This window comes from Streptococcus sp. AM43-2AT (assembly GCF_003603405.1).
Taxonomy (GTDB): domain Bacteria; phylum Bacillota; class Bacilli; order Lactobacillales; family Streptococcaceae; genus Streptococcus; species Streptococcus ilei.
In genome coordinates this window covers 192,364-218,109 of record NZ_QTND01000003.1, presented here as the reverse complement: position 1 = coordinate 218,109, position 25,746 = coordinate 192,364, and the positions used below count along the sequence as shown (strand labels likewise).

Sequence of the window (25,746 nt, the reverse complement as noted above, 5' to 3'; positions counted from 1 at the left end):
GCTAACTGATGTGAAACATCAAAAGAAAGGAAAAATTAACAATGATCGAACGTTACTCTCGCCCTGAGATGGCGAACATTTGGACTGAAGAAAATAAATACCGTGCTTGGCTTGAGGTGGAAATCTTGGCTGATGAGGCATGGGCTGAGTTGGGGGAAATCCCTAAGGAAGATGTGGCTTTGATTCGCGAAAAAGCGGACTTTGACATCGACCGTATTTTGGAAATTGAGCAAGAGACTCGCCACGATGTAGTGGCCTTCACACGTGCGGTTTCTGAAACTCTTGGAGAAGAGCGCAAGTGGGTCCACTATGGCTTGACTTCTACCGACGTGGTAGATACTGCCTATGGTTACCTCTACAAACAAGCTAACGACATCATCCGCAAGGATCTTGAAAACTTCCTCAACATCATCGCTGACAAAGCGAAAGAACACAAGTTCACGATCATGATGGGTCGTACCCATGGTGTGCACGCTGAGCCTACAACCTTTGGTCTGAAATTGGCAACTTGGTACAGCGAAATGAAGCGTAACATCGAGCGCTTCGAGCATGCGGCTGCTGGTGTGGAAGCTGGTAAGATTTCGGGTGCGGTTGGTAACTTTGCCAACATCCCACCATTTGTTGAAAAATACGTCTGCGACAAGCTTGGTATCCGTGCTCAAGAAATCTCTACACAGGTGCTTCCTCGTGACCTTCACGCTGAGTACTTTGCAGTTCTTGCTAGCATCGCAACATCGATCGAGCGTATGGCAACGGAGATCCGTGGTCTTCAAAAATCAGAACAACGTGAAGTGGAAGAGTTCTTTGCCAAAGGCCAAAAAGGTTCTTCAGCAATGCCTCATAAACGCAATCCGATCGGTTCTGAAAACATGACAGGTCTTGCGCGTGTCATCCGTGGTCACATGGTAACAGCTTATGAGAACGTAGCCCTTTGGCACGAACGTGATATCTCTCACTCATCAGCTGAGCGTATCATCGCACCAGACACAACCATCTTGATTGACTACATGCTTAACCGTTTTGGAAACATCGTTAAGAACTTGACAGTCTTCCCTGAAAACATGATCCGCAACATGAACTCAACATTTGGTCTCATCTTTAGCCAACGTGCGATGTTGACTTTGATTGAAAAAGGTATGACCCGTGAGCAAGCTTACGACCTTGTTCAACCAAAGACTGCACAATCATGGGATAACCAAGTAGACTTCAAACCACTTCTTGAAGCAGATCCAGAGGTAACTTCTCGCCTCACTCAAGAGGAAATTGACGAAATCTTCAACCCAACTTACTACACCAAACGGGTGGATGAAATCTTCGAACGCATCGGTTTGGGCGACTAATCGCAACTAAAAACGGGAATTTAAAAAATAGACGAAAAGAGGCTGGGACAAAAGTCCTAGCCTCTTTTCGTCTTTGGATTATCGAGCAAGACGCAGTGGTTGAGTGGGCTCTACTACGCTGATTTCATCATCTGTTAGATCCCTACTCAACTGTGCGGAGGTGGGACGACGAAATCGAATTCTAACGAATTACCGATTTCTGTCCCACTCTCTTTTCTTTGCCTATATCAGGTGCTCTAGACCCTGAATTTATCATAATAAATTTTGACTGATTAAACTATTTATAGGAAGTCTATCACTAATTATAGATTATTCGTTTTACATGTTTTAGGAACTATTTTTTCATGCTATAATTTGTATCATAAAAGTCTGAGGCCAGACCCCAGACTTTTAATGATCAATGATCACGATCACAAGAGATAAATTTGATTTTATAGTAGTCGCCGCGTTTATAGGTTTCGCTATATTCGAGAATTTGACCGGTCGCTTCCAATTTTGTCGTCTTCACTTGACGGACAGTTGGGAAGTTTTCATCGATATTCAACACAGAAGCGATTTTGCTTGGTGTTGGAAATACAATATCATTGATTTCTTCAAAGTGTTCATCATTCATATGGATATGATAATCTTCTTTGAAGCGGTCATAGATCGAACTATAGTAATCTAAGCTCGGATAATTTGGGTTAATATATTGCTCTGGGACATAGGTCTGGTGGTAGATATAGGTATCTTCACCAATATGACGAGTCCGATCAATCTTATAATAGAATTGAGTAGGAGCGAGCCCCAGTTTATCCAGGATATTCAGCGCGTTGCCACGCTTAATAGAGAGAACTTTTACGGTCGCTTTTTGGATAGGGAAGGTTTCAACGTCTGAAAACTCAACCAGTTTGTGTTTTCTAGCGCGAGAAACAAACGTTCCTTTCCCTTGTTGGCGGACGATGTATCCATCGCTAGCCAAATCGTTTAAAGCCCGAACAACAGTAATCGAGCTAACATTATAAATCTTAATCAGCTCGGCTTCTGTGTAAAATTTATCTCCATTTTCGAATTTACCTGAGATAATTTGTTGCTTCAAATCATCTTTGATGTGTTGGTATTTTGGGATTGCCATGTGCTTCACCTCTTCTTTCGATATCCCTTGTTAATATTATTTTAACATATTTTTTCAAAAGTGGTTGACATTTTTTGATCAATATATTATATTAATAAATGAAAAGGGTTTCTTAGAAGGAGGTTCTCAGTATGGGGGCATTTGAAATCCGTGAAGATTTTTATTTAAATGATCAACCTTTTAAGATTTTATCTGGTGCAATTCATTATTTTCGGATCGATCGTGAGGATTGGTATCATTCCTTATATAACCTAAAAGCTCTAGGTTTTAATACTGTTGAAACCTATGTTCCATGGAATGCTCATGAGCCACAAAGAGGCCACTTTCACTTTGAAGGGAATTTGGACCTGGAGCACTTTATCCAAGTGGCTCAAGAGTTGGATCTGTATGTGATTCTCCGTCCGTCACCGTTTATCTGTTCGGAGTGGGAATTTGGGGGCTTGCCAGCCTGGTTAATCGAAGAAGACCTTCGGATTCGCTCATCGGATCCGGCCTTTCTCAAGGAAGTGGCTCGCTATTACGACGAGCTCCTGCCACGTGTGGCCAAGTACCAATTGGATCGTGGGGGCAATATCCTCATGATGCAGGTTGAGAACGAATATGGCTCTTATGGCGAAGACAAGGCCTACCTTCGGGCGATCAGAGATCTAATGCTTGAGCGGGATATTACTTGTCCACTCTTCACCTCTGATGGACCTTGGAGGGCGACCCTTCGAGCAGGGACCTTGATTGAGGATGGACTCTTTGTAACCGGTAATTTTGGTTCGCGTGCGAATTACAACTTCTCTCAGATGAAAGAGTTCTTTGCTGAGCATGACAAAGAGTGGCCACTCATGTGTATGGAATTTTGGGATGGCTGGTTCAATCGGTGGAAAGAACCTATCATAAAGCGAGATCCAGAAGAGTTGGCAGAAGCAGTCCATGAAGTCTTACAAGAAGGCTCTATCAATCTCTATATGTTCCATGGTGGGACCAACTTTGGATTTATGAACGGTTGCTCAGCACGAGGGACCGTGGATTTGCCACAGGTAACATCTTATGACTATGATGCTCTCTTAGATGAGCAGGGCAATCCGACTCCTAAGTACCATGCAGTCAAAAAGATGATGGCGACCTACTATCCAGAGTATCCACAGATGGATCCGCTTGTGAAGTCGACTTTGCCAGAGCATAGACTAAAGGTAACCAACAAGACTAGTTTATTTGGTAATTTAAATGAGATTGCTCAGGTCACAGAAAGTCTTTATCCACAGACCATGGAAGAAATCGACCATCCCTTAGGCTATCTGCTCTATGAGACAGATGTTGAAATGGATGCGGAAGAAGAGCGCTTGCGTATCATCGATGCGCGTGACCGGGTACAGGTTTATGCCAATAATCAATTGATTGCCACTCAATACCAAGAAGAAATCGGTCAAGATCTTTTTTTAAACGGAAAAAAGAAAACGATTACAAACTTAAAACTCTTGATCGAAAATATGGGACGAGTCAATTATGGACACAAGCTCCTAGCGGATACGCAGCGAAAAGGAATACGTACAGGAGTTTGTATCGATCTTCATTTCAAGCTTGATTGGAAACAATATGCGCTTGATTTTAGCCAGCTGGATCGCTTGGACTTTTCGAAAGAATGGCAAGAAGGTCAACCAGCTTTTTATCAATTTGCTTTTCATCTAGATCAGGTTGAGGATACCTTCCTTGATATGACTGGATTTGGAAAAGGGATCGTCCTTGTAAATGGCCACCATATCGGTCGTTTCTGGGAAGTCGGTCCAACACTCTCCCTCTACATCCCTCATGGTTTTCTCAAAGATGGGGAAAATGAGATCCTCGTCTTTGAGACAGAGGGCACTTGGACGGAGACCTTAAAACTTGTTTCACAACCTACATTCAAAGAAGTAAAGGGGGAAAACTTATGACTATTGTAGGATGCCGTATCGATGGACGTTTGATCCACGGGCAGGTAGCCAACCTTTGGACTACCAAACTAAATGTTTCACGTATCATGGTGATCGATGATGAAGTCGCTCAAAATGATATCGAAAAAAGTGGTTTGAAACTAGCGACACCACCTGGTGTCAAGCTCAGTATCTTGCCAGTAGCAAAGGCTGCAGAAAATATCTTGGCTGGAAAATATGACAGCCAACGTCTCTTCATCGTAGCCCGCAAGCCAGACCGCTTCCTTGGTTTGGTAGAAGCAGGTGTACCACTTGAAACCTTAAACGTAGGGAACATGTCTCAATCAGATGAGACTCGTCCGATTACTCGTTCGATCAACGTAGTGGATGCCGATGTGGAAGCTTTCCACAAGCTAGCTGAAAAAGGAGTTAAGTTAACTGCTCAAATGGTTCCAAATGATCCAGTTGAAGACTTCTTGAAGTTGCTCAAATAGTTTATAAATAAAAAAAGAAAAATTTTAGGAGGAAATTGTCATGATACAATGGTGGCAAATTTTACTACTTACTTTGTACTCAGCTTATCAAATCTGTGATGAGTTGACGATTGTTTCATCAGCAGGCTCACCAGTCTTTGCTGGTTTCATTACAGGACTTGTCATGGGGGATTTAAAGACAGGTCTCTTTATCGGAGCTTCTCTTCAATTGACCGTGCTCGGTGTTGGTACTTTCGGTGGAGCTTCTCGTATTGACGCTACTTCTGGTGCCGTTCTTGCGACTGCCTTCTCAGTAGCACAAGGGATTGATCCAGAGCTTGCTATTGCTACAATCGCTGTGCCGGTAGCAACTTTGTTGACATACTTTGATATTCTTGGTCGTATGACTACAACTTACTTCGCTCACCGTGTAGATGCTGCGATTGAACGCTTTGATTACAAAGGCATCGAACGCAACTATCTCCTTGGTGCTCTTCCTTGGGCTCTTTCTCGTGCTCTCCCAGTTTACTTCGCGCTTGCTTTTGGTGGATCTTTCGTAGAAACTGTTGTTACAGGTCTTGCTAATGTACAATGGTTGGCAAACGGTCTGAAACTTGCAGGTCAAATGCTTCCAGGTCTTGGATTTGCGATCTTGCTTCGTTACCTTCCTGTTCGTCGTAACCTTCACTATCTTGCCCTTGGCTTTGGTTTGACAGCTATGTTGACAGTGCTTTATAGCAATGTTCAAAGCCTTGGTGCTGCAGTGTCTAGCATTATTGGTTCTGAAGTGTTCGCTAAACTTCCAGAAGGACAAGCTATTACTTTTGTTAACAACTTCAAGAGTGTATCTATGATTGGTATTGCCATTATCGGTATCTTCCTTGCAGTACAACACTTCAAAAACAGTCAACGTACAGTCGTAGCTGCTCCAGTAACTGAATCAGAAAGCGGGGAAATTGAAGATGACGAATTCTAAGAACTACAAACTCACTAAAGAGGATTTTAATCAAATTAACAAACGTAGTCTGTTTACTTTCCAGTTAGGTTGGAACTATGAACGGATGCAGGCTTCTGGTTACCTTTATATGATTTTACCTCAGTTGCGTAAAATGTATGGTGATGGCACTCCAGAATTGAAAGAAATGATGAAATTGCATACGCAATTCTTCAATACTTCACCATTCTTCCACACCATTATCACTGGTTTTGACCTCGCTTTGGAAGAAAAAGATGGTGTCAAATCAAAAGATGCGGTCAATGGTATCAAGACAGGTCTCATGGGACCATTCGCTCCTCTTGGGGACTCAATCTTTGGATCATTGGTACCAGCTATTATGGGTTCAATCGCAGCAACTTTGGCTGTTGCAGGAAACCCAGCCGGTATCTTCTTGTGGATTGCTGTGGCAGTTGCTTATGACATTTTCCGTTGGAAACAATTGGAATTTGCCTATAAAGAAGGGGTTAACCTCATCAACAACATGCAAAGTACCTTGACAGCTTTGATCGATGCAGCTTCCGTTCTGGGTATCTTCATGGTTGGTGCCTTGATTGCCAGCATGATTGGTGTTGAAGTTTCTTGGGCTCCACACATTGGGGACAAAGCGATTGAAATTCAAGATATGCTCAACCTTATCTTCCCACGTTTGGTACCAGCTATCATCACAGGTGTAATCTACTGGTTGCTTGGACGTAAGGGTATGAACTCTACAAAAGCTATCTTGCTCATCATCCTTGCAGCAATCGCATTCTCAGCATTTGGCCACTTCTTCTTTGGAATGGCATAATGGAGTAAGGTATGGCAAAACAGTTAGTATTGGTCAGTCATGGTCGCTTCTGTGAAGAGCTCAAAGCCAGTACAGAAATGATTATGGGACCACAAGACAACATTCATGCCGTGGCCCTCTTGCCAGAGGAAGGTCCTGAGGAGTTTACAGCCAAGTTTGAAGCCTGTGTTGCAGACTTTGAGGACTACATCGTCTTTGCGGATCTTTTGGGAGGCACTCCTTGTAATACGGTTAGCCGTCTGATTCTTGAAGGGCGCGCCATTGACCTCTATGCAGGGATGAACTTGCCAATGGTGATTGAATTTATTAACCATAGCCTTGTCGGTGGAGAAGAGAACTATCCAGAACGTGCGCGCGAAAGTGTCGTGAAGGTTAATGATCTCTTATCCAGCTTTGATGATGACGAGGACGAATAAGAAAACCGCTTGAACATTTGGAATGAGGCTGGGACGATTGTCTCAGCCTCTTACCGCTTATAAGGCGGTCACTAAAAAAGAAAAGAGGAGAAGCATGTTAGATTATACAAAAGAAGAACTGCTTGAACTGGGGGCTGAAATTACGACACGTGAAATTTACCAGCAACCGGAAGTCTGGAAAGAAACCTATCGTCTCTATCAAGAGAAAGCAAAAGAAATCCAAGAGTTTTTAGCGACCATTGGGAAGCGTCATGGCTACATCAAGGTTATCTTAACAGGGGCTGGGACCTCAGCCTATGTGGGGGATACCTTGGTTCCCTATTTGCAGGAAGTGCACGATGAACGCCATTGGAATTTCCAATCCATTGCGACGACCGATATCGTTGCGCATCCACAAACCTATCTCAAAAAAGAAGTGCCGACGGTCTTAGTTTCCTTTGCACGAAGTGGCAACTCACCTGAAAGTGTCGCGACAGTTGAGTTGGCTCAAGACTTGGTCGATGAACTCTATCAGATCACCATTACCTGTGCGGAAGAAGGAAAGCTGGCCCAGCAGGCCCACGGAGATGAGCGCAATCTCTTGCTTCTCCAACCAAAAGAAACCAACGATGCCGGCTTCGCCATGACCTCCAGCTTTACTTCTATGCTTTTGACAGCCCTCTTGGTCTTTGACCCAAGTGAGGAAGAAATCAAGGAAAAACGAGTGGAAGAATTGATTTATCTGTCAGAGCAGGTCTTGGAGAAAGATCACGAGGTCAAGGAAGTTGTAGATTTAGACTTCGAACGTGTCATCTACCTAGGAGCAGGACCTTTCTTTGGGCTAGCTCATGAAGCCCAGCTCAAGATTTTAGAGTTGACAGCTGGTAAAATTGCGACCATGTATGAGAGTCCTGTTGGCTTCCGTCACGGTCCGAAATCCCTCATCAATGACCAGACCCTGGTCTTGGTTTTTGGATCCATTGATCCTTATACACGCCAGTACGATTTGGATTTGGTTGGAGAAGTGGCGGGAGATCAGATTGCCCGTCAGGTCATCCTCTTGACCGACCAAGCTGCTGGGATTGAGCATGTACGAGAAGTGTTGGTAGAAGCATCAGCAGAGTCGCTGGATATCTACCGTGCCTTCCCATACATTATCTACGGTCAATTGATTTCTCTCTTGACTTCGCTCAAGGTTCAAAATCGCCCAGATACGCCATCACCAACTGGAACAGTCAACCGTGTTGTACAAGGAGTGGTGATTCACCCCTTTCACTAGAATGAATGATGTTGGAGGAGACAACTTGTGAAACACTATCAAAAATATCGATTTGGTCAATTGGACGGTCAAGATGTAGAAGCGTATCGCCTCGAAAATGACCTGGGTTATCAATTGTCTGTCATGACCTATGGAGCTACTATTCTAGAGTATGTGACACCAGACAAACAGGATCAATTCGCTAATATTGTATTGGGATTCGACAATTTCGATGCTTATGTTGGTAATAGCCCTAAGTATGGAGCTAGCATTGGTCCAGTCGCTGGTCGGATCGCAGGTGCCAGCTTTGACCTCAATGGTCAAACCTACCACTTGGAGGCCAATAATGGCGCCAACTGCAACCACAGTGGACCGACTGGTTGGGACAGCGCCTTGTTTAGCGTGGAGTCGGTAACAGACCAAGAAATCAGTCTGTACACAGAGCGCGCGGATGGCACAGGTGGTTTCCCTGGAAATCTCAAGATCTGGGTAACCTATAGTTTGACTGAAGCAGGGGAGCTGGAAATCAGCTACCGGGTAGGGACAGACCAAGACACCCTGGTTAATCCGACCAACCACAGCTATTTCAACCTATCGGGCAACTTCACCCAGCCGATAAATGACCATGTCTTCCAGATCAATCATCAGGGGCTTTACCCCATTCATCCAGATGGCGTTCCTCTTCACACTGTGGATAGAGAAAGTCCAATTGTTCAGCATCTCTACCAAGCCATGCTGTTAGAGGATCTCTTCAAGGATTCTGATCCGCAAATCCGCCTGGTAGAAGGATTAGACCATCCCTTCGCTTTGCCAGAAGGGCATGAAAATGCAGGTTTCTTCTACCATCAGCCGTCTGGGCGCTTTTTGACCTTCAAGTCAGAAGCCCCAGCCTTGGTGGTGTATTCAGCCAATTTTGTAGATGAAACCGTTCATCTTCAAGGCAAACCAATGGTTCAGCACAATGGCCTGGCCCTCGAATTTCAAACAGTGCCAGATGCCATTCATAGTGACCAAGCTGAAAAGGTCATCTTGAGAGCAGGTCAAGTCTTTACCAGCAAGACCAGCTACCATGCCATCGCTAAAAAATAATGAGAAAAGGGGAGGCTCCAAACAAGGATGTAAAATTCTTGCTCAAGGCCTCCTCTTTTTTAGAAAATAGTTTTCAAAAATAACTATAAGGAAACTTTAAGCTTCCCGTCGTATACTAATACCATCATCAAAGACCTCCTAACTTTGAATGATAAAACTCCTAAAACTCCTAAAACTTTTTCATAATAACCTCCCTATAAGAGCCACCAAAACCGGTGGCTTTTCTATATCTCTTAATGAGGTAAACTCAAAGAGTTCAACCGAATTTAGAGATATTGATGCAGTTTGAGCGAAGCGAAAACTACGTTCCTTAAAAAGAAACAAGGTATTTTAAGAGGGAAAACTACGTTCCTTACTATTTCATTGAACCAAACCTGACATGGGACTCAGGCGAACTTAGGTACGTAGACGCAGTTGGAACGCTAGCGAGAACTATGATCCATAAAAACACGTTCTATTTGTAGTACCGAAGGTATCATTTTTTGCTATAATAGACTGTATGAGTAGAATTTTAGACAATGAAATCATGGGCGATGAAGAGGCTGTTGAACGGACGCTACGCCCGCAATATTTACATGAATATATCGGCCAGGATAAGGTCAAGGACCAGCTAAAAATCTTTATTGAAGCGGCTAAGCTTCGGGATGAAGCGCTGGACCATGTCCTTCTTTTTGGCCCCCCGGGACTGGGGAAAACCACGATGGCCTTTGTCATTGCCAATGAGTTGGGTGTTAATCTCAAGCAGACTTCCGGTCCTGTCATTGAAAAGGCTGGTGACCTGGTAGCTATCCTTAATGACCTAGAGCCGGGTGATGTTCTCTTTATCGATGAGATTCACCGTCTGCCTATGTCAGTTGAAGAAGTGCTTTACAGTGCCATGGAGGATTTTTACATCGATATCATGATTGGTGCTGGCGAGACTAGTCGGAGTGTCCATCTGGACCTTCCTCCTTTTACCTTGATTGGGGCGACGACCCGAGCGGGTATGCTGTCTAATCCCTTGCGCGCTCGCTTTGGGATTACGGGTCATATGGAATACTACGAGCAAGATGATCTGACAGAGATTGTCGAGCGGACCGCTGAGATTTTTGAAATGGAAATTACCCACGAAGCTGCTGAAGAGCTTTCTCTTCGTAGTCGTGGGACCCCTCGGATTGCCAACCGCTTGCTCAAACGGGTGCGCGATTTTGCCCAGATTATGGGCGATGGCTTGATTGATGAAACCATTACTGATAAAGCCCTCTCCATGCTGGATGTGGACCATGAAGGACTGGACTATGTCGATCAAAAAATCCTGCGCACCATGATTGAGATGTATGGGGGAGGACCAGTTGGCCTTGGGACCCTATCGGTCAATATTGCTGAAGAGCGGGAGACTGTAGAAGATATGTATGAACCTTACTTGATTCAGAAAGGCTTTATCATGCGGACTCGTACAGGGCGCGTGGCAACCCGCAAGGCCTATGAACACCTAGGCTATCCCTACAATGGAGATTAGCAGAAGATGCTGAAGGAAGAAACGATCGTAGAACAACTCCAAGCGGATCCGGAGATGATGGCGGTCTTGGCCATTATTCGAGATCTAGATTTGGCAGATGCTTGGTTAGCAGCGGGTGCAGTACGAAATTTTATCTGGAACCAGCTTTCTGGAAGACCAGGATTTGACGCAAGGACAGATATGGACCTGGTCTTTTATGACCCCGTGATCAGCTATGAGGAAACGCAGCAGATTGAGCAGGAATTAAAGAAGGTATTTCCCCAGTATGCATGGGAAGTGAAGAATCAAGTCTACATGCACCAGCATAGCCCGGGGACGGCCCCTTATCGCAGTGCTTGTGATGCGGTTTCTAAATACCCCGAGCAGTGTACGGCACTTGCGGTTCGCCTAAGGAAAGATGGTCAGTTGGAGCTCTTTCTCCCCTATGGGACAAGGGATATCGAAGACTTCGTCGTTCAGCCGACTCCACATTTTTTAGCCAGCCCAGAGCGCTTGGTGGTTTATACGGAACGCATGCGGAAGAAAGATTGGAAACGAAAATGGCCAAGCCTTCAGATCATCTTGCCTAACTAAAAAAAGAAAGTCAGCCCACCTCAACGGTGGACAGGCTTTTTTCGTCTTGCCTCAAAATTATAATTTTAGCAGATTATATTTTTCCTACATTCTGTTATAATAGAAAGGAGGTGCTGTCATGAAAAAAATCGTATTTGTGTGTTTAGGAAATATTTGTCGAAGCCCCATGGCGGAGTTTGTCATGAAGGACTTGACCAACCAGTATGAGATTGAAAGTCGTGCTACTTCTAACTGGGAGCATGGGAACCCTATTCACCAAGGGACTCAAAAGATTTTTCGTAGCCATGGCGTACCCTATGATGCATCTAAAACATCCCTTCAAATCAGTGACCAAGATTTTCATACCTTTGATCTGATCTTAGGAATGGATGAGAACAATGTGTCCGACCTCAAACGAATGGCACCGCCTGGAACAGAGCACAAGATTCATCTCTTTGCAGGAGAAAGTGTCCCAGATCCATGGTACACAGGAGATTTCGAAGAGACCTATCGCCGTGTCCTAGCTGGTTGTCAAGAATGGTTGGAACGCTTAGAAGATTAGTTTCGGACTTGCTCCTTAAATGAGTAACCGGTTGAATAGAAACAGAATGAACAGAATATGGAAAAAATAAAAGAATTATATGAGACCTATAAGGTCTATGTTACGAGAGAGAATATTGAACGATTGTCCTTGGGGATTATTGTTCTGTCTGCTTTGTGGGTTTTTCTTTCCTCCATTCCTTTCGGAGGTGTTTTGACCCTCGATAAGGGAGCTATTCGCTACGATGGAAGTATTGTCCGAGGCAAGATGAATGGCCAAGGGACGGTGACCTTTGAAAACGGAGACACCTACAAGGGCAATTTTGTCAATGGGACCTTTAGTGGTCATGGAACCTTTACAGCCAAGGCTGGTTGGAAATATGAAGGTGAATTTGTCAATGGCCAACCAGAAGGCCAGGGAACCTTAACGACAGAACAAAATGTCGTCTATAAAGGAACGTTTAAACAAGGAATTTATCAAAATGCGAATTAAATGGTTTTCATTGGTACGGATAACGGGTCTTCTTCTCGTTCTTCTCTACCATTTCTTTCAAAAAGTTTTTCCTGGTGGATTTATTGGAGTCGATATCTTCTTTACTTTCTCAGGATTTTTGATCACGGCTCTTCTGATCGATGAGTTTGCCCGTCATCAAAAAATTGACCTCAAAGGCTTCCTGCGACGACGCTTCTACCGGATTGTTCCTCCGTTAGTCTTTATGGTCTTGCTGGTCATGCCTTTTACCTTCTTGGTCAGACGAGACTTTATTGCTGGGATTGGGACACAGATTGCAGCCGTCTTTGGCTTTGTGACCAACTTCTATGAGATATTAAGTGGCGGAAGTTACGAAAGTCAGTTCATCCCTCATCTTTTCATTCATACCTGGAGTTTGGCTCTGGAAGTTCATTACTACGTACTCTGGGCTCTTTTGGCTTGGTTTTTGGGTAAAAAAGCTAAATCAGTTGGCCAATATAGAGGTTATATCTTCCTATCTTCGACAGGCCTCTTTTTGGTGACCTTCCTGACCTTCTTTGTCGGAGCACTGGTCACGAAGAATTTGTCCAATGTCTATTTTTCTAGCATCGCTCACGTCTTTCCTTTCTTTGTGGGGAGTGCTTTAGCGACAGTAACAGGGATTACAACGACCAGCCCAAATCTTACTCAATTAGTGAAGAAGTTATCTCTACAGAAGACCTTAGCGATTTTAGCAGGTGCTTTTCTAGTCTTGTTGCTCTTGACCTTTATTCTTCCGTTTGATAGTGTTTGGACCTATTTATTTGGCTTTTTACTAGCGACTCTTGCTGCATCTGTGATGATTGTGATGACTCGTGTCCTCCATGAAAAGACGCCAGATCAGAAAGAGCCTGCAGTGATTACCTTTATTGCGGATACAAGTTATGGGGTCTATCTCTTCCACTGGCCATTTTACATCATCTTTTCTCAATTAATGACCAATGGCTGGGCTTCTCTGCTAACAACACTGGTATCCTTTAGCCTTGCTGCCTTAAGCTTCTATATTATTGAACCAACCTTGGCTGGACGTGAACCAAAGATTTTTGGCATCTCTATGGATCTCAGCAGTTTCACGAAACCGCTCTTTTACAGCGCGATTCCGTTGACCTTGCTCATGTTTGGGATTGCACTCTTTGCGCCACGCGTCGGAGCCTTTGATGAAAACCTGATTACCGAAGGGCTTCGTCAATCCGACAGCAAGATGCAGATCACGCGTGCCCAAGTAGACAATGCTTCAGCGACTTCTTACAATGTGTCAGATGGAGTGACCATGATCGGAGATTCTGTAAACCTCCGGGCATCAGATTATTTGAAACAAGTGCTGCCAGATATCCAATTAGACGCTTTGGTGAGTCGTAATCTGGACTCGGGCTTAAAAGTATATGAAACGGATATTGCCAATAGAGTCTTGCTCAAGAACGTGGTGATTGCACTTGGAACCAACTCTTCTAATAATTACCAAGAATTGTTGGATAAGTTTGTTCAAGAATTACCAAAAGGACATCGCTTAATTTTCGTAACGCCATATGACGGGCGTGAAGCCAATGATAGCAATAGTGTCACCGTTCAGACTCGACAGTATGAGCTGGAGTTGGCTAAAAAATATGACTATGTCTATATAGCAGACTGGTACCAAGCTGCTATCGATAACCCAGCTATTTGGGCTGGAACGGATAATGTCCACTTTGGTTTAGAATCAGATGGGTCCATCGATGTTGGAGGAAACCTGTACGCCAAGGTCGTGAAAGAAGCAGTTGATCAAGCCAATCAGGGGCCGGTTAAACCGTAGAAATTTACTAAGCTATTTAAGCAATTTTCACTTGAAGAAAATTGCTTTTTTTAGTAAAATTAAGAAAACGCTTACATAAATTGCGTGAAAATATTTGCTTGTGAAATTGAAGTGCTTTCTCAAAAAAATCCTTCAATTTTTTCTTGGAAATACTCCTATATAGAAGGAGAAGGAGGGTTCATAGAAAAAAGTTAAAAAAATCTTTGTGAAACTATTTACAAATTTTCTAAAATAGAGTACAATTATATTGTGAAAAAATTAACAAATCGAAATTTCTTACACTATTCTTGAAAGTTTCTGAAAACAAGAAAAAGTTCCGGAAAAGGATAAGGGTTTCAAACATTGGAGGAAAGCATCAAATGGCTGATAAAAAATCTCTCTCACCTGAAGAAAAGAAACTCGCTGCTGAAAAACACGTAGACGAGTTGGTGCAAAAAGCGCTTGTGGCGCTTGAAGAAATGCGCAAATTGGATCAGGAACAAGTAGACTACATCGTTGCAAAAGCATCTGTAGCTGCTCTTGACGCACACGGTGAGCTCGCTCTTCATGCTTATGAAGAAACTGGTCGTGGGGTCTTTGAAGATAAGGCGACTAAGAACTTGTTCGCTTGTGAGCACGTCGTGAACAACATGCGCCACACCAAGACAGTTGGTGTCATTCAAGAAGATGACGTCACAGGTTTGACCCTTATTGCTGAGCCAGTCGGAGTCGTCTGCGGGATCACTCCTACAACCAACCCAACTTCAACAGCAATCTTTAAAGCTTTGATCTCATTGAAGACACGGAACCCTATCGTCTTTGCCTTCCACCCATCTGCTCAAGAATCCTCTGCTCATGCGGCACAAATCGTACGTGATGCAGCAATTAAAGCAGGAGCGCCTGAAAACTGTGTACAATGGATCACGCAACCATCTATGGAAGCAACTAGTGCGCTTATGAACCACGAAGGTGTTGCAACAATCCTTGCGACCGGTGGTAACGCCATGGTGAAAGCAGCTTATTCTTGTGGGAAACCAGCTCTTGGGGTAGGTGCAGGTAACGTTCCAGCTTATGTTGAAAAATCAGCTAACATCCGCCAAGCTGCTCACGATATCGTTATGTCTAAATCATTTGACAACGGAATGGTCTGTGCATCTGAACAAGCGGTTATCATCGATAAAGAAATCTACGATGAGTTTGTCGAAGAATTCAAATCTTACCATACTTACTTTGTTAACAAAAAAGAAAAAGCCCTTCTTGAAGAGTTCTGCTTCGGTGTGAAAGCTAACAGCAAAAACTGTGCGGGTGCGAAATTGAATGCGGATATCGTTGGGAAACCAGCGGCATGGATCGCAGAACAAGCTGGCTTCTCAGTTCCAGAAGGAACCAACATCCTTGCGGCAGAATGTAAAGAAGTTGGTGAAAAAGAGCCTTTGACTCGTGAAAAATTGTCACCAGTCATCGCTGTCTTGAAATCTGAAAGCCGTGAAGACGGAATTAACAAAGCTCGCCAAATGGTTGAATTCAACGGTCTTGGTCACTCAGCTGCCATCCATACAGCTGACGAAGAATTGACCAAAGAATTTGGTAAAGCAGTTAAAGCCATTCGTGTGATCTGCAACTCTCCTTCGACTTTCGGTGGTATCGGGGATGTTTACAATGCCTTCTTGCCATCATTAACACTTGGATGTGGTTCTTACGGACGAAACTCTGTTGGGGATAACGTTAGTGCCATCAACCTCTTGAATATCAAAAAAGTCGGACGCCGGAGAAATAACATGCAATGGATGAAACTTCCTTCAAAAACATACTTTGAACGTGATTCAATTGAATACCTACAAAAATGTCGTGACGTTGAACGTGTCATGATCGTTACAGACCACGCTATGGTAGAGCTTGGTTTCCTTGATCGTATCATCGAACAGCTTGACCTTCGTCGCAACAAGGTAGTTTACCAAATCTTTGCTGACGTAGAACCAGATCCAGATATCACAACCGTTGAACGTGGTACAGAGATCATGCGTGCCTTTAAACCAGATACCATCGTCGCTCTTGGTGGTGGATCACCAATGGATGCGGCTAAAGTCATGTGGCTCTTCTACGAGCAACCAGAAGTGGACTTCCGTGACTTGGTTCAAAAATTCATGGATATCCGTAAACGTGCCTTCAAGTTCCCATTACTTGGTAAGAAGACTAAATTCATTGCGATCCCAACAACATCTGGTACAGGATCTGAAGTAACACCATTTGCCGTTATCTCTGATAAAGCAAACAACCGTAAATACCCAATCGCTGACTACTCATTGACACCAACTGTGGCAATCGTAGACCCTGCCTTGGTATTGACAGTTCCAGGATCTGTTGCAGCGGACACTGGTATGGACGTCTTGACTCACGCAACAGAAGCTTACGTATCTCAAATGGCAAGTGACTACACGGATGGTCTTGCTCTTCAAGCTATCAAACTTGTCTTCGAAAACTTGGAAAGCTCAGTGAAGAACGCGGACTTCCATTCACGCGAAAAGATGCACAATGCGTCAACTATCGCAGGTATGGCCTTCGCCAATGCCTTCCTCGGTATTTCTCACTCAATGGCCCACAAGATTGGTGCACAATTCCACACGATTCACGGACGTACCAATGCGATCTTGCTTCCATACGTTATCCGTTACAACGGTACACGTCCAGCCAAGACAGCGACATGGCCTAAGTACAACTACTACCGTGCAGATGAGAAATATCAAGACATCGCTCGTATGTTAGGACTTCCATGCTCTACACCAGAAGAAGCAGTAGAAGCTTATGCAAAAGCTGTTTACGAACTCGGTGAGCGCGTAGGTATCCAAATGAACTTCAAAGCACAAGGAATCGATGAAAAAGAATGGAAGAAACATTCTCGTGAATTGGCCTTCCTTGCATACGAAGATCAATGTTCACCAGCTAACCCACGTCTTCCAATGGTAGACCATATGCAAGAAATCATCGAAGATGCATACTATGGTTACAAAGAACGTCCAGGACGTCGTAAATAAGGCGCTAGAGAACAACTGATGTTTATCAGCTACCCCTCGCTCAAAAGAGCGAGGGATTTTTCTTTATCTTAACGCTAGAAATTGATTTTTGAGACCTGAAAACTATCTTTTAAAGAAATCTAATAAATATGTTGCAAGCGCTTACTTTGTATGTTATAATATTCACAAAGTAAAAAACTGTAATAAAATGGTTTGATAAAACCAACAAAAAAGGAGTCGCTTATGAAAGCAGCAACATATGTATCCGCAGGAAATCTTCAGTTGATTGATCAACCAAAACCAGTGATCAAGAAACCAACTGATGCGATTGTTCGTTTAGTGAAAACGACCATTTGTGGAACAGACCTCCATATTTTGGGGGGTGATGTTCCAGCTTGTAAAGAAGGGACCATCCTGGGTCACGAAGGAATTGGGATTGTCGAAGAAGTCGGCGATGCGGTTACGAACTTTAAGGTAGGAGACAAGGTTATCATCTCTTGCGTAACAGCTTGTAACACTTGCTACTACTGTAAGCGTGGTTTGCCTTCCCACTGTGAAGATGGGGGCTGGATCCTTGGCCACTTGATCAACGGTACCCAAGCAGAGTATGTCCATATCCCTCACGCAGACGGCAGTCTTTATCATGCACCAGCTTCTGTAGATGACGAAGCCCTGGTTATGCTCTCTGATATTCTGCCTACTTCCTATGAGATTGGTGTTCTTCCTTCTCACGTGAAACCTGGAGACAACGTTTGTATCGTTGGTGCAGGGCCAATCGGTTTAGCAGCTCTCTTAACCGTACAATTCTTCTCACCAGCTACCATTATCATGGTAGACTTGTCAGAATCTCGTCTCGAAGCTTCTAAGAAGTTTGGAGCTACTCATACCATCTGTTCAAGTGATATTGATGAAATCAAGGCCTTTATCAATGAAGTGACCGATGGTCGTGGTGTCGATATCTCCATGGAATGTGTGGGCTATCCAGCTACCTTTGATGTTTGCCAAAATATTATCTCTGTCGGCGGTCATATTGCCAACGTCGGAGTGCATGGTAAACCAGTTAGCTTCAATCTTGATGACCTTTGGATCAAGAACATTACGCTCAATACCGGTTTGGTCAATGCCAATACAACTGAAATGCTTCTTAACGTCTTGAAATCTGGCAAGATTGATGCGACGAAGTTGGTGACCCACCACTTCAAACTTTCAGAAGCAGAGAAGGCATATGAAATCTTCAAACATGCTGGTGAAAACAATGCCTTAAAAGTTATTATTGATAACGACCTCAGCTAAGAAGTCGGATGCTTCCATCACCTAAATAAGATAGAAAAAGTGGACTAGAAAGAAAATTTCTAGTCCACTTTTTTGCTTAAGAGGATCGTTTAAACAATAGAACATCCCAGCTATAAAAAGATAACTGGGATGCTTGTACTGTTTAGTGAGATGATAAAGAAGTGTTACTATTTGCCTCGTTTGCGAGCGTATTCGTCAAAGGCGCCAGCGAAGGTTCCCGTGAGTAGGGGAGTTGCGATCAGTCCGACAGTAATCCAGACGGATCCACCGTCCACATGGCTGAGTTCCTGCTCGGACAAGCTTCTAAAACGTGTTTCTTCGAATTTCATGCTTGCTCCTTTCTAGTGCATGATGCCATTGATGATACTACGGCCAAAATCACGTCCGGAATTGTATAAAATATTCCATGTTTGAACGATGAATTTTGCCGAGTCAAAGACGGAGGCTCCTCCATCAATGGTCGCCAGTTCAGCTTCTGTTAAGCAAGTATAATGGATGCTTGTATCCATAGCTGTCCTCCTTAATGTAAAATTGTGTAGAGTAAATCAATTGCCTCGTTCAGAATGGTGAAAGTAACCATGAAGGCAATAGCAAATTTAGGAAAGTACCCTTCTACCTGCTTGGGTGCTTTTTTATCAAGAATGCAGTATCCTGTCAAAAGGATGAGGGTGATAAATACCAGACTCATAAGTCTCCTCCTTTACCATTTTCGTGTCATATTACTATGAAATGCATCGATCAGTTTTGTTGTCCCGATATAAGCAGAAGAAAAACCGTAAGCGAAAACTAACAGAAAAGGGAGTCCTCCACCATTAATATCACTTAATTCATCATGCGTGAGATCTTTAAATTGTACTTGGTCGATCATTGCTTTTCTCCTTCAAATTAATTATTTAAATGCTCCCCAAATGGCAGTTCCGACAGCTGTTACACCACCAGCAATAGAGCCAGATAGATAGGGATGAGCAATGATCCAAGCAATCAATGGGATAGCTCCCCCATCGACTTGAGTCAATTCTGCTTCTGTTAAGGGTGTGAATTTTTGTGTTAATTCTGTTGTCATTTAGTTTTCCTCTTTCTTTTCTGTTTGTTGCCATCTAGCATCAACTGCTAGATAGATCGTAGCCGCAATGGCTAAATTAATTTTTGGTTGAAATGCAATCAGATGTGCATCGTGTAAAACGGTTAATGCGATGATGATTGCAAAAATCATAGTGTGGATAGGCCATCTCATATCTTAATACTCCTAATTTTTGTTGAATAGCAAAGCTAGGGTAATTTTCCAATAGAGCTAGCTTGTATGTGGTTGACTTTTGTTCATTTTGTGTCAGCTGAGCTGATTAGATGAAGCAAGGATAAGGTTAAATAGCCAATGCAGTGTTTAGCTTACGTTTCAAGTTTTTGTTTAAAATAAAATCAATGAAAGCAAGATCAATAAAACAAAAGCTCTGGTATTCTTTTTCATGTTAGGTATTCCCTTTCCTTATTTATTTGCGGAAGAAGTAATACAAAAACCATGGGATGATAATGGGAGTATAGTACATCTGTGGTCCTCCTTTCTTTTTGTTTGGTCACTTATACTATTCGTATAAAAATCTGGAAATGAAAAAAATTTGTTAAAAAGTTTTAGAATGTTTAAATCTCTGAAACTAGTTTCAGAGGGAGGAAATAATAGTTTAAAATATGAAACTATTATCAATTTGGTCAGTTAATATTGTAAGCGCTTTAAAAATACTATATAATAACTTTACAAGTACTCGAGTTGACGTAATAAACAAAGGAGATGGAATGTATGTCCAAGATCACGAAAGAAGAATTAATTCAACAGATCAAAGACGGCATTATCGTTTCTTGTCAGGCGCTTCCTCATGAACCTCTCTATACAGAGGCTGGAGGTGTGATTCCTCTCTTAGCGAAAGCAGCTGAGCAAGGAGGAGCGGTTGGAATCCGGGCCAATAGCGTCCGCGATATCAAAGAAATCAAGGAAGTGACAAAGCTTCCGATTATCGGGATCATCAAACGAGATTATCCTCCTGAAGAACCATTCATTACTGCTACGATGAAAGAAGTTGATGAATTGGCTGTATTAGATATCGCAGTGATTGCACTGGATTGTACCAAACGTCCGCGTCATGACGGTCTATCGATTGTCGACTTTATCCACCAAGTGAAGGAGAAATATCCTGACCAACTCTTGATGGCAGATATCAGCACCTTTGAAGAAGGCTTAACAGCTGTCGAAGCAGGGGTTGATTTTGTCGGAACGACCTTATCTGGGTACACAGATTATAGTCCGAAAATAGACGGACCTGACATTGAGCTGATTCGCCAACTCTGCCAAGCGGGTGTCGATGTGATTGCTGAAGGTAAGATCCACTATCCTGCACAAGCCAAAGAAATTAACGACCTGGGGGTCAGAGGGCTTGTAGTAGGAGGAGCTATTACGCGACCTAAAGAAATTACAGAACGCTTCGTCGCAGCTTTAAAATAGAAAAAAAGAACAGTAAAAAGAGACAAGGAGGAAGCTAGGAAGAGAGAAGTCACCCAGTAGAAATGAGAATACTTAATGACCACTGTCCTCAGTGAGGATACACTAAGTAAGAGAAATCTTACCGCAAACGTGAGGAGAAATCACATGAAAATGAAAAAAGTACTGTACTCGTTAGTAGCTGGTGCAGCGGTGCTAGCACTTGCAGCTTGTGGATCTGGAGGAGGATCCAAGTCTGAATCTTCAAGCGATAACTCTGGTAAAACAGAAATCACTTGGTGGGCCTTCCCAGTCTTTACTCAAGAGAAAGCTGATGATGGTGTAGGTACCTACGAAAAATCTATTATCGAAGCTTTCGAAAAAGCCAATCCAGATATCAAGGTTAAACTAGAAACCATCGACTTCAAATCTGGTCCTGAAAAAATCACGACAGCTATTGAAGCAGGAACTGCTCCAGACGTGCTCTTTGACGCACCAGGGCGGATTATCCAATACGGTAAAAATGGTAAATTGGCTGACTTGAATGATCTCTTTACTGAAGATTTTGTAAAAGATGTCAACAACGACAATATCATCCAAGCTAGCAAGGCCGGCGACACTGCCTACATGTATCCAATCAGTTCAGCACCATTCTACATGGCCATGAACAAGAAAATGTTGGAAGATGCAGGAGTTCTAGACCTTGTCAAAGAAGGCTGGACTACAGACGACTTCGAAAAAGTCTTGAAAGCTTTGAAAGACAAAGGCTACACACCAGGATCACTCTTCAGTAATGGTCAAGGTGGAGACCAAGGTACTCGTGCCTTTATCGCCAACCTTTACGGTGGTTCTGTTACAGATGAAAAAGTAACAAAATATACTACAGATGATCCTAAGTTCGTTAAAGGTTTGGAAAAAGCATCTAAATGGATTGAAGACGGTTTGCTTATGAACGGTTCCCAATTTGATGGTGGAGCAGACATCCAAAACTTTGCCAACGGTCAAACTTCTTACACTATTTTGTGGGCACCTTCACAAAACGGTATCCAAGCTAAATTGTTGGACGCAAGTAAAGTTGAAGTAGTCGAAGTACCATTCCCATCTGATTCAGGCAAACCAAAATTGGAATACCTTGTCAATGGTTTTGCAGTCTTCAACAACAAGGATGAAAAGAAAGTAGCAGCAGCTAAGAAATTTGTTCAATTCATCGCTGATGACAAAGAATGGGGTCCTAAGAACGTTGTTCGTACAGGTGCCTTCCCAGTTCGTAGCTCATTTGGTAAATTGTATGATGACAAACGGATGGAAACCATCAGCACTTGGACTCAATACTACTCACCATACTACAACACAATCGACGGCTTTGCAGAAATGCGTACACTTTGGTTCCCAATGTTGCAATCTGTTTCAAACGGAGATGAAAAAGCAGAAGATGCTTTGAAGACATTCACCGAAAAAGCAAACGAAACGATCAAGAAAAAATAGATCATCTATGAAATTAAAATGATCCTTTCATAGAAATAAGAAAGCATAGGCCCCTCGATTTCTTATCTCCATGTGTAGATTGAAAGAGGGGGCCTTTGTGTTTTCATTCTTCCTATTGATTCTTTATTTGAAGCAACATGGAATTGCTTCAAATAAAGAATCAAGTAATCAAAATAGAAAAAGAACATCAGGAGGTGCCTTATTGTGAAGGTAAACAAAATCCGAATGAGGGAGACGCTGGTTTCCTACGCATTCTTAGCACCCATTTTAATCTTCTTTATTGTCTTTGTATTAGCACCAATGATTATGGGGTTTGTCACTAGTTTCTTCAATTACTCTATGACCTCCTTCAAATTTGTTGGTTTTGAAAATTATTCCCGCATGTTTGCGGATAAGGTCTTTATCAAGTCCTTGATCAATACCGTTATCATCGTTATTGGATCCGTTCCAATCGTAGTATTGTTTTCCTTGTTTGTGGCTTCTCAGACCTATCATCAAAATGCCATTGCCCGTTCCTTCTATCGTTTCGTCTTCTTCCTTCCTGTTGTTACAGGGAGTGTAGCCGTTACAGTGGTATGGAAATGGATCTATGATCCACTATCAGGTATTTTGAACTTTGTATTGAAATCTGGACATGTCATCAACCAAAATATTTCTTGGTTGGGGGACAAACACTGGGCTTTGATGGCCATCATCATTATTTTGTTGACCACCTCTGTTGGTCAACCAATCATCCTCTACATCGCAGCTATGGGAAATATTGATAATTCTCTCGTAGAAGCAGCGCGTGTCGATGGTGCGACAGAACTTCAAGTTTTCTGGAAGATCAAATGGCCAAGCTTGTTGCCAACAACCCTGTATATTGCGATCATTACGACCATTAACTCTTTCCAATGTTTCGCCTTGATCCAATTGTTGACATCTGGTGGTCCTAACTACTCAACAAGTACCCTTATGTACTACTTATATGAAAAAGCCTTTAAACTCTCTGAATACGGTTATGCCAACACCATGGGTGTCTTCCTTGCGGTGATGATTGCCATTATTAGTTTTGCGCAATTCAAGATCCTCGGAAACGACGTAGAATACTAAAGAAAGGAGCCTCAGATGAAATCAACACAAAAGAAACCCATCACTGCCTTTACAGTGATTTCCACCATCGTTTTGCTCCTTTTGACAGTCTTGTTCATTTTCCCATTTTATTGGATTTTGACAGGGGCCTTTAAGTCTCAACCAGATACCATTATGATCCCACCTCAGTGGTGGCCAAAGACACCAACCATGGAAAATTTCCAACAGTTGATGGTACAAAACCCAGCTCTACAATGGTTGTGGAACAGTGTCTTCATCTCCCTTGCCACCATGCTCTTAGTGTGTATGACCTCTTCCTTGGCAGGATATGTCTTAGCTAAGAAACGCTTCTATGGTCAACGAATTCTCTTCGCTACCTTTATCGCAGCCATGGCCCTTCCGAAGCAAGTTGTCTTGGTTCCATTGGTACGGATCATCAACTTTATGGGAATTCACGATACCCTAGCAGCGGTTATCTTGCCACTGGTTGGATGGCCATTCGGGGTCTTCTTGATGAAGCAGTTTAGTGAAAACATCCCAACAGAACTCTTAGAATCCGCTAAGATCGATGGTTGTGGAGAGTTACGGACTTTCTGGAGCGTTGCCTTCCCGATTGTCAAGCCGGGATTTGCAGCCCTTGCCATCTTCACCTTCATCAACACTTGGAACGATTACTTTATGCAATTGGTTATGTTGACCTCTCGTCAAAACTTGACCATTTCACTAGGGGTTGCGACCATGCAGGCTGAAATGGCTACTAACTATGGCTTGATCATGGCTGGGGCGGCCCTAGCAGCGGTGCCAATCGTTACGGTCTTCCTCGTTTTCCAAAAATCCTTCACCCAAGGGATTACTATGGGAGCGGTCAAAGGATAAGTTGTCCGTTTGGACAAACGATAGTTGTGTACAGATACTTTTTTCTAGGCTGAGAGGTGTAGGGCTCTTGCGAGCTCCACACCTCATCGGTGCCCTAGAAGGGACTGGAGAAGAAGCGGCTTATTTTCTTTTCTCGTCTTAAGAAGTGTCGAAAGGATGAGTGTATGATATTTGATGATTTAAAAAACATCACCTTTTACAAGGGAATCCACCCCAATCTAGATCAGGCCATTGATTTTCTCTATGAGCATCGGAAGGATTCTTTTGAATTGGGGAGATACGATATTGATGGGGATAAGGTTTTTCTTCTTGTTCAAGAAAATACCCTCAATAAAGAAGAAAGCAACCGCTTTGAGCATCACAAAAAATATGCCGATTTGCATCTATTAGTAGAAGGGCATGAGTTTTCGAGTTATGGATCTCGTATGACAGATGAGGCTATCGCATTTGATGAAGCATCGGACATCGGATTTGTCCATTGTCAGGAGTCTTATCCGCTACATCTGGGTTATCATAATTTTGCGATTTTCTTCCCAGGAGAACCTCACCAGCCTAATGGTTATGCGGGTCAAGAAGATAAGGTTCGAAAACAGTTAGTGAAGATTTTAATCGATTAAGAGAGTCAGAAAGGAGACGGTATGTCACAAAGAGAAACAGGATTGATCAAAACAGTTTTTAATACAGATAATCTGGTGATGCGAATCAGCGAGAAAATAGCGGACTTAGTCACAGTCAATCTTCTTTTTGTGCTGAGCTGTCTACCGATTGTTACCATCGGAATCGCGAAGATTAGTTTGTATCAAACGGTTTTTGCGATCAAACATCAGCGTCGCCTACCAGTCATTCGGACCTACATCAGCGCCTTTCGCGAAAATTGGAAGTTGGGTCTTCAGCTCGGAGGAATTGAGTTGCTCGTTTCAGGGATCTGTCTCTTTGACTTGTTGCTCTTTTGGAACCAGACAGCTTTGCCGATGCAGGTGTTAAAAGCTGTGTGTCTAGGACTCTTCATATTCCTAGTTCTGGTCATGCTAGCGGCCTATCCAATTGCGGCGCGTTACCGCTTGACTTGGGTAGAGTGTCTTCAAAAAGCTCTGATTGTAACCGGTTTGTATTTCCCATGGTTTTTCGTTATGGGGACTTTCTTGTTGCTAGTAGCTATGGTTTTTGTGACTTCTGTCTTAAGCTTTCTACTAGGGCTCATGGTCTTCTTCTTGATTGGTTTTTCTAGCCTGACCTTCCTACAGGTTGGATTGATGGAAAAAATATTTGCTCGTTTTAAAGAATAAAAAAGAAAAAATAGGATTTTGTAAACATTCGTGAAAG

General features: G+C 43.0%; 28 protein-coding genes. 21 read left to right on the top strand and 7 right to left on the bottom strand.

Annotated elements, in window-relative coordinates; translation table 11 throughout:
* Positions 1–41 precede the first annotated feature (41 nt).
* Positions 42–1,340 (top strand): adenylosuccinate lyase, encoded by a 1,299-nt coding sequence (purB, locus tag DW930_RS08155; RefSeq protein ID WP_123159741.1) that lies wholly within the window; start codon positions 42–44, stop codon positions 1,338–1,340.
* Positions 1,341–1,737: 397 nt separating this feature from the next.
* Here the strand turns inward: purB and DW930_RS08145 are convergent, their stop codons facing one another.
* A complete protein-coding gene (locus DW930_RS08145) occupies positions 1,738–2,454 on the bottom strand; it encodes a GntR family transcriptional regulator (protein ID WP_006595289.1) in 717 nt (238 codons plus the stop codon).
* A gap of 131 nt (positions 2,455–2,585) precedes the next feature.
* On the opposite strand from DW930_RS08145, the gene DW930_RS08140 reads away from it, so the two are divergent.
* The 14 genes from DW930_RS08140 (at position 2,586) to DW930_RS08070 (ending at position 18,524) form a co-directional block, all read left to right on the top strand.
* Positions 2,586–4,373, top strand: coding sequence for a beta-galactosidase family protein (locus DW930_RS08140; protein WP_123159740.1), 1,788 nt, complete (start codon positions 2,586–2,588; stop codon positions 4,371–4,373).
* Positions 4,370–4,846 carry a PTS system mannose/fructose/N-acetylgalactosamine-transporter subunit IIB gene (locus tag DW930_RS08135; protein WP_023027469.1) on the top strand — a complete coding sequence of 159 codons (477 nt, stop codon included), beginning with the start codon at positions 4,370–4,372 and terminating at the stop codon, positions 4,844–4,846. Before DW930_RS08140 ends, DW930_RS08135 begins: the two co-directional genes overlap by 4 nt.
* A gap of 40 nt (positions 4,847–4,886) precedes the next feature.
* Positions 4,887–5,801, top strand: a complete 915-nt coding sequence (locus tag DW930_RS08130) for a PTS mannose/fructose/sorbose/N-acetylgalactosamine transporter subunit IIC (protein ID WP_023027470.1) — start codon at positions 4,887–4,889, stop codon at positions 5,799–5,801.
* Positions 5,788–6,609 carry a PTS system mannose/fructose/sorbose family transporter subunit IID gene (locus DW930_RS08125; RefSeq protein WP_023027471.1) on the top strand — a complete coding sequence of 274 codons (822 nt, stop codon included), beginning with the start codon at positions 5,788–5,790 and terminating at the stop codon, positions 6,607–6,609. The genes DW930_RS08130 and DW930_RS08125 overlap by 14 nt, the downstream gene beginning before the upstream one ends.
* Before the next feature lie 11 nt (positions 6,610–6,620).
* Positions 6,621–7,025 carry a PTS sugar transporter subunit IIA gene (locus DW930_RS08120; RefSeq protein WP_023027472.1) on the top strand — a complete coding sequence of 135 codons (405 nt, stop codon included), beginning with the start codon at positions 6,621–6,623 and terminating at the stop codon, positions 7,023–7,025.
* 94 nt (positions 7,026–7,119) lie between these two features.
* Entirely contained in the window at positions 7,120–8,283 is a 1,164-nt protein-coding gene (locus DW930_RS08115) for an SIS domain-containing protein (protein ID WP_023027473.1), read from the top strand.
* Positions 8,284–8,310: 27 nt separating this feature from the next.
* Positions 8,311–9,351, top strand: coding sequence for an aldose epimerase family protein (locus DW930_RS08110; RefSeq protein ID WP_123159739.1), 1,041 nt, complete (start codon positions 8,311–8,313; stop codon positions 9,349–9,351).
* A gap of 499 nt (positions 9,352–9,850) precedes the next feature.
* Complete coding sequence (gene ruvB / locus DW930_RS08100) at positions 9,851–10,849, top strand: Holliday junction branch migration DNA helicase RuvB (RefSeq protein ID WP_023024896.1); 999 nt, start codon at positions 9,851–9,853, stop codon at positions 10,847–10,849.
* Between the two features lie 6 nt (positions 10,850–10,855).
* Complete coding sequence (locus DW930_RS08095) at positions 10,856–11,422, top strand: nucleotidyltransferase family protein (protein ID WP_123159738.1); 567 nt, start codon at positions 10,856–10,858, stop codon at positions 11,420–11,422.
* 118 nt (positions 11,423–11,540) lie between these two features.
* Entirely contained in the window at positions 11,541–11,963 is a 423-nt protein-coding gene (locus tag DW930_RS08090; RefSeq protein ID WP_023024900.1) for a low molecular weight protein-tyrosine-phosphatase, read from the top strand.
* A 57-nt stretch (positions 11,964–12,020) separates the two neighbouring features.
* Positions 12,021–12,434 (top strand): hypothetical protein, encoded by a 414-nt coding sequence (locus DW930_RS08085; RefSeq protein WP_023027476.1) that lies wholly within the window; start codon positions 12,021–12,023, stop codon positions 12,432–12,434.
* Positions 12,424–14,241 carry an acyltransferase family protein gene (locus DW930_RS08080; protein WP_123159737.1) on the top strand — a complete coding sequence of 606 codons (1,818 nt, stop codon included), beginning with the start codon at positions 12,424–12,426 and terminating at the stop codon, positions 14,239–14,241. The genes DW930_RS08085 and DW930_RS08080 overlap by 11 nt, the downstream gene beginning before the upstream one ends.
* Before the next feature lie 359 nt (positions 14,242–14,600).
* The gene (gene adhE, locus DW930_RS08075) at positions 14,601–17,252 is read left to right on the top strand and encodes a bifunctional acetaldehyde-CoA/alcohol dehydrogenase (protein WP_123159736.1); all 2,652 of its coding nucleotides are present in this window, start codon (positions 14,601–14,603) and stop codon (positions 17,250–17,252) included.
* Between the two features lie 222 nt (positions 17,253–17,474).
* Positions 17,475–18,524, top strand: a complete 1,050-nt coding sequence (locus DW930_RS08070) for a zinc-dependent alcohol dehydrogenase family protein (RefSeq protein ID WP_023027479.1) — start codon at positions 17,475–17,477, stop codon at positions 18,522–18,524.
* A 167-nt stretch (positions 18,525–18,691) separates the two neighbouring features.
* Here the strand turns inward: DW930_RS08070 and DW930_RS10465 are convergent, their stop codons facing one another.
* From DW930_RS10465 to DW930_RS10455, 6 genes are read right to left on the bottom strand one after another with little or no spacing between them, the layout of a single operon-like run.
* Positions 18,692–18,853: a hypothetical protein gene (locus DW930_RS10465; protein ID WP_165851218.1), complete on the bottom strand. Its 162-nt coding sequence runs from the start codon at positions 18,851–18,853 to the stop codon at positions 18,692–18,694.
* Between the two features lie 12 nt (positions 18,854–18,865).
* Positions 18,866–19,033, bottom strand: coding sequence for a hypothetical protein (locus DW930_RS08065; RefSeq protein WP_023024913.1), 168 nt, complete (start codon positions 19,031–19,033; stop codon positions 18,866–18,868).
* An 11-nt stretch (positions 19,034–19,044) separates the two neighbouring features.
* Positions 19,045–19,212, bottom strand: coding sequence for a hypothetical protein (locus DW930_RS10460; protein ID WP_006595270.1), 168 nt, complete (start codon positions 19,210–19,212; stop codon positions 19,045–19,047).
* A 12-nt stretch (positions 19,213–19,224) separates the two neighbouring features.
* On the bottom strand, positions 19,225–19,392 hold the full coding sequence (locus DW930_RS08060; RefSeq protein WP_123159735.1) for a class IIb bacteriocin, lactobin A/cerein 7B family: 168 nt from the start codon (positions 19,390–19,392) through the stop codon (positions 19,225–19,227).
* A gap of 21 nt (positions 19,393–19,413) precedes the next feature.
* A complete protein-coding gene (locus DW930_RS08055; protein ID WP_123159734.1) occupies positions 19,414–19,587 on the bottom strand; it encodes a bacteriocin in 174 nt (57 codons plus the stop codon).
* Positions 19,588–19,758, bottom strand: a complete 171-nt coding sequence (locus DW930_RS10455) for a hypothetical protein (protein WP_023024919.1) — start codon at positions 19,756–19,758, stop codon at positions 19,588–19,590.
* 558 nt (positions 19,759–20,316) lie between these two features.
* Here DW930_RS10455 and DW930_RS08045 point away from each other — a divergent pair.
* The 6 genes from DW930_RS08045 (at position 20,317) to DW930_RS08020 (ending at position 25,709) form a co-directional block, all read left to right on the top strand.
* Positions 20,317–21,015, top strand: coding sequence for an N-acetylmannosamine-6-phosphate 2-epimerase (locus tag DW930_RS08045; protein ID WP_123159733.1), 699 nt, complete (start codon positions 20,317–20,319; stop codon positions 21,013–21,015).
* A 144-nt stretch (positions 21,016–21,159) separates the two neighbouring features.
* On the top strand, positions 21,160–22,476 hold the full coding sequence (locus tag DW930_RS08040) for an ABC transporter substrate-binding protein (RefSeq protein ID WP_123159732.1): 1,317 nt from the start codon (positions 21,160–21,162) through the stop codon (positions 22,474–22,476).
* A gap of 204 nt (positions 22,477–22,680) precedes the next feature.
* The gene (locus DW930_RS08035) at positions 22,681–23,568 is read left to right on the top strand and encodes a sugar ABC transporter permease (RefSeq protein WP_023027490.1); all 888 of its coding nucleotides are present in this window, start codon (positions 22,681–22,683) and stop codon (positions 23,566–23,568) included.
* A gap of 15 nt (positions 23,569–23,583) precedes the next feature.
* Positions 23,584–24,423 carry a carbohydrate ABC transporter permease gene (locus DW930_RS08030; RefSeq protein ID WP_023027491.1) on the top strand — a complete coding sequence of 280 codons (840 nt, stop codon included), beginning with the start codon at positions 23,584–23,586 and terminating at the stop codon, positions 24,421–24,423.
* A gap of 164 nt (positions 24,424–24,587) precedes the next feature.
* The gene (locus tag DW930_RS08025; protein ID WP_123159731.1) at positions 24,588–25,040 is read left to right on the top strand and encodes a YhcH/YjgK/YiaL family protein; all 453 of its coding nucleotides are present in this window, start codon (positions 24,588–24,590) and stop codon (positions 25,038–25,040) included.
* Between the two features lie 21 nt (positions 25,041–25,061).
* Positions 25,062–25,709: a YesL family protein gene (locus DW930_RS08020; RefSeq protein WP_123159730.1), complete on the top strand. Its 648-nt coding sequence runs from the start codon at positions 25,062–25,064 to the stop codon at positions 25,707–25,709.
* The last annotated feature ends 37 nt before the right edge of the window (positions 25,710–25,746 follow it).

Excerpts from the sequence above, each read along its gene's own strand:
- DW930_RS08115 (WP_023027473.1), top strand. The coding sequence starts at position 7,120 with ATGTTAGATTATACAAAAGAAGAACTGCTTGAACTGGGGGCTGAAATT.
- DW930_RS08145 (WP_006595289.1), bottom strand. The coding sequence starts at position 2,454 with ATGGCAATCCCAAAATACCAACACATCAAAGATGATTTGAAGCAACAA.
- ruvB (WP_023024896.1), top strand. The coding sequence starts at position 9,851 with ATGAGTAGAATTTTAGACAATGAAATCATGGGCGATGAAGAGGCTGTT.
- DW930_RS08060 (WP_123159735.1), bottom strand. The coding sequence starts at position 19,392 with ATGATCGACCAAGTACAATTTAAAGATCTCACGCATGATGAATTAAGT.
- DW930_RS08025 (WP_123159731.1), top strand. The coding sequence starts at position 24,588 with ATGATATTTGATGATTTAAAAAACATCACCTTTTACAAGGGAATCCAC.
- DW930_RS10465 (WP_165851218.1), bottom strand. The coding sequence starts at position 18,853 with ATGAAATTCGAAGAAACACGTTTTAGAAGCTTGTCCGAGCAGGAACTC.
- DW930_RS08125 (WP_023027471.1), top strand. The coding sequence starts at position 5,788 with ATGACGAATTCTAAGAACTACAAACTCACTAAAGAGGATTTTAATCAA.
- DW930_RS10460 (WP_006595270.1), bottom strand. The coding sequence starts at position 19,212 with ATGAGTCTGGTATTTATCACCCTCATCCTTTTGACAGGATACTGCATT.
- DW930_RS08130 (WP_023027470.1), top strand. The coding sequence starts at position 4,887 with ATGATACAATGGTGGCAAATTTTACTACTTACTTTGTACTCAGCTTAT.
- DW930_RS08080 (WP_123159737.1), top strand. The coding sequence starts at position 12,424 with ATGCGAATTAAATGGTTTTCATTGGTACGGATAACGGGTCTTCTTCTC.
- DW930_RS08070 (WP_023027479.1), top strand. The coding sequence starts at position 17,475 with ATGAAAGCAGCAACATATGTATCCGCAGGAAATCTTCAGTTGATTGAT.
- DW930_RS10455 (WP_023024919.1), bottom strand. The coding sequence starts at position 19,758 with ATGAGATGGCCTATCCACACTATGATTTTTGCAATCATCATCGCATTA.
- purB (WP_123159741.1), top strand. The coding sequence starts at position 42 with ATGATCGAACGTTACTCTCGCCCTGAGATGGCGAACATTTGGACTGAA.
- DW930_RS08055 (WP_123159734.1), bottom strand. The coding sequence starts at position 19,587 with ATGACAACAGAATTAACACAAAAATTCACACCCTTAACAGAAGCAGAA.
- DW930_RS08020 (WP_123159730.1), top strand. The coding sequence starts at position 25,062 with ATGTCACAAAGAGAAACAGGATTGATCAAAACAGTTTTTAATACAGAT.
- DW930_RS08085 (WP_023027476.1), top strand. The coding sequence starts at position 12,021 with ATGGAAAAAATAAAAGAATTATATGAGACCTATAAGGTCTATGTTACG.
- DW930_RS08065 (WP_023024913.1), bottom strand. The coding sequence starts at position 19,033 with ATGGATACAAGCATCCATTATACTTGCTTAACAGAAGCTGAACTGGCG.
- adhE (WP_123159736.1), top strand. The coding sequence starts at position 14,601 with ATGGCTGATAAAAAATCTCTCTCACCTGAAGAAAAGAAACTCGCTGCT.
- DW930_RS08040 (WP_123159732.1), top strand. The coding sequence starts at position 21,160 with ATGAAAATGAAAAAAGTACTGTACTCGTTAGTAGCTGGTGCAGCGGTG.
- DW930_RS08140 (WP_123159740.1), top strand. The coding sequence starts at position 2,586 with ATGGGGGCATTTGAAATCCGTGAAGATTTTTATTTAAATGATCAACCT.
- DW930_RS08030 (WP_023027491.1), top strand. The coding sequence starts at position 23,584 with ATGAAATCAACACAAAAGAAACCCATCACTGCCTTTACAGTGATTTCC.
- DW930_RS08090 (WP_023024900.1), top strand. The coding sequence starts at position 11,541 with ATGAAAAAAATCGTATTTGTGTGTTTAGGAAATATTTGTCGAAGCCCC.
- DW930_RS08095 (WP_123159738.1), top strand. The coding sequence starts at position 10,856 with ATGCTGAAGGAAGAAACGATCGTAGAACAACTCCAAGCGGATCCGGAG.
- DW930_RS08045 (WP_123159733.1), top strand. The coding sequence starts at position 20,317 with ATGTCCAAGATCACGAAAGAAGAATTAATTCAACAGATCAAAGACGGC.
- DW930_RS08120 (WP_023027472.1), top strand. The coding sequence starts at position 6,621 with ATGGCAAAACAGTTAGTATTGGTCAGTCATGGTCGCTTCTGTGAAGAG.
- DW930_RS08135 (WP_023027469.1), top strand. The coding sequence starts at position 4,370 with ATGACTATTGTAGGATGCCGTATCGATGGACGTTTGATCCACGGGCAG.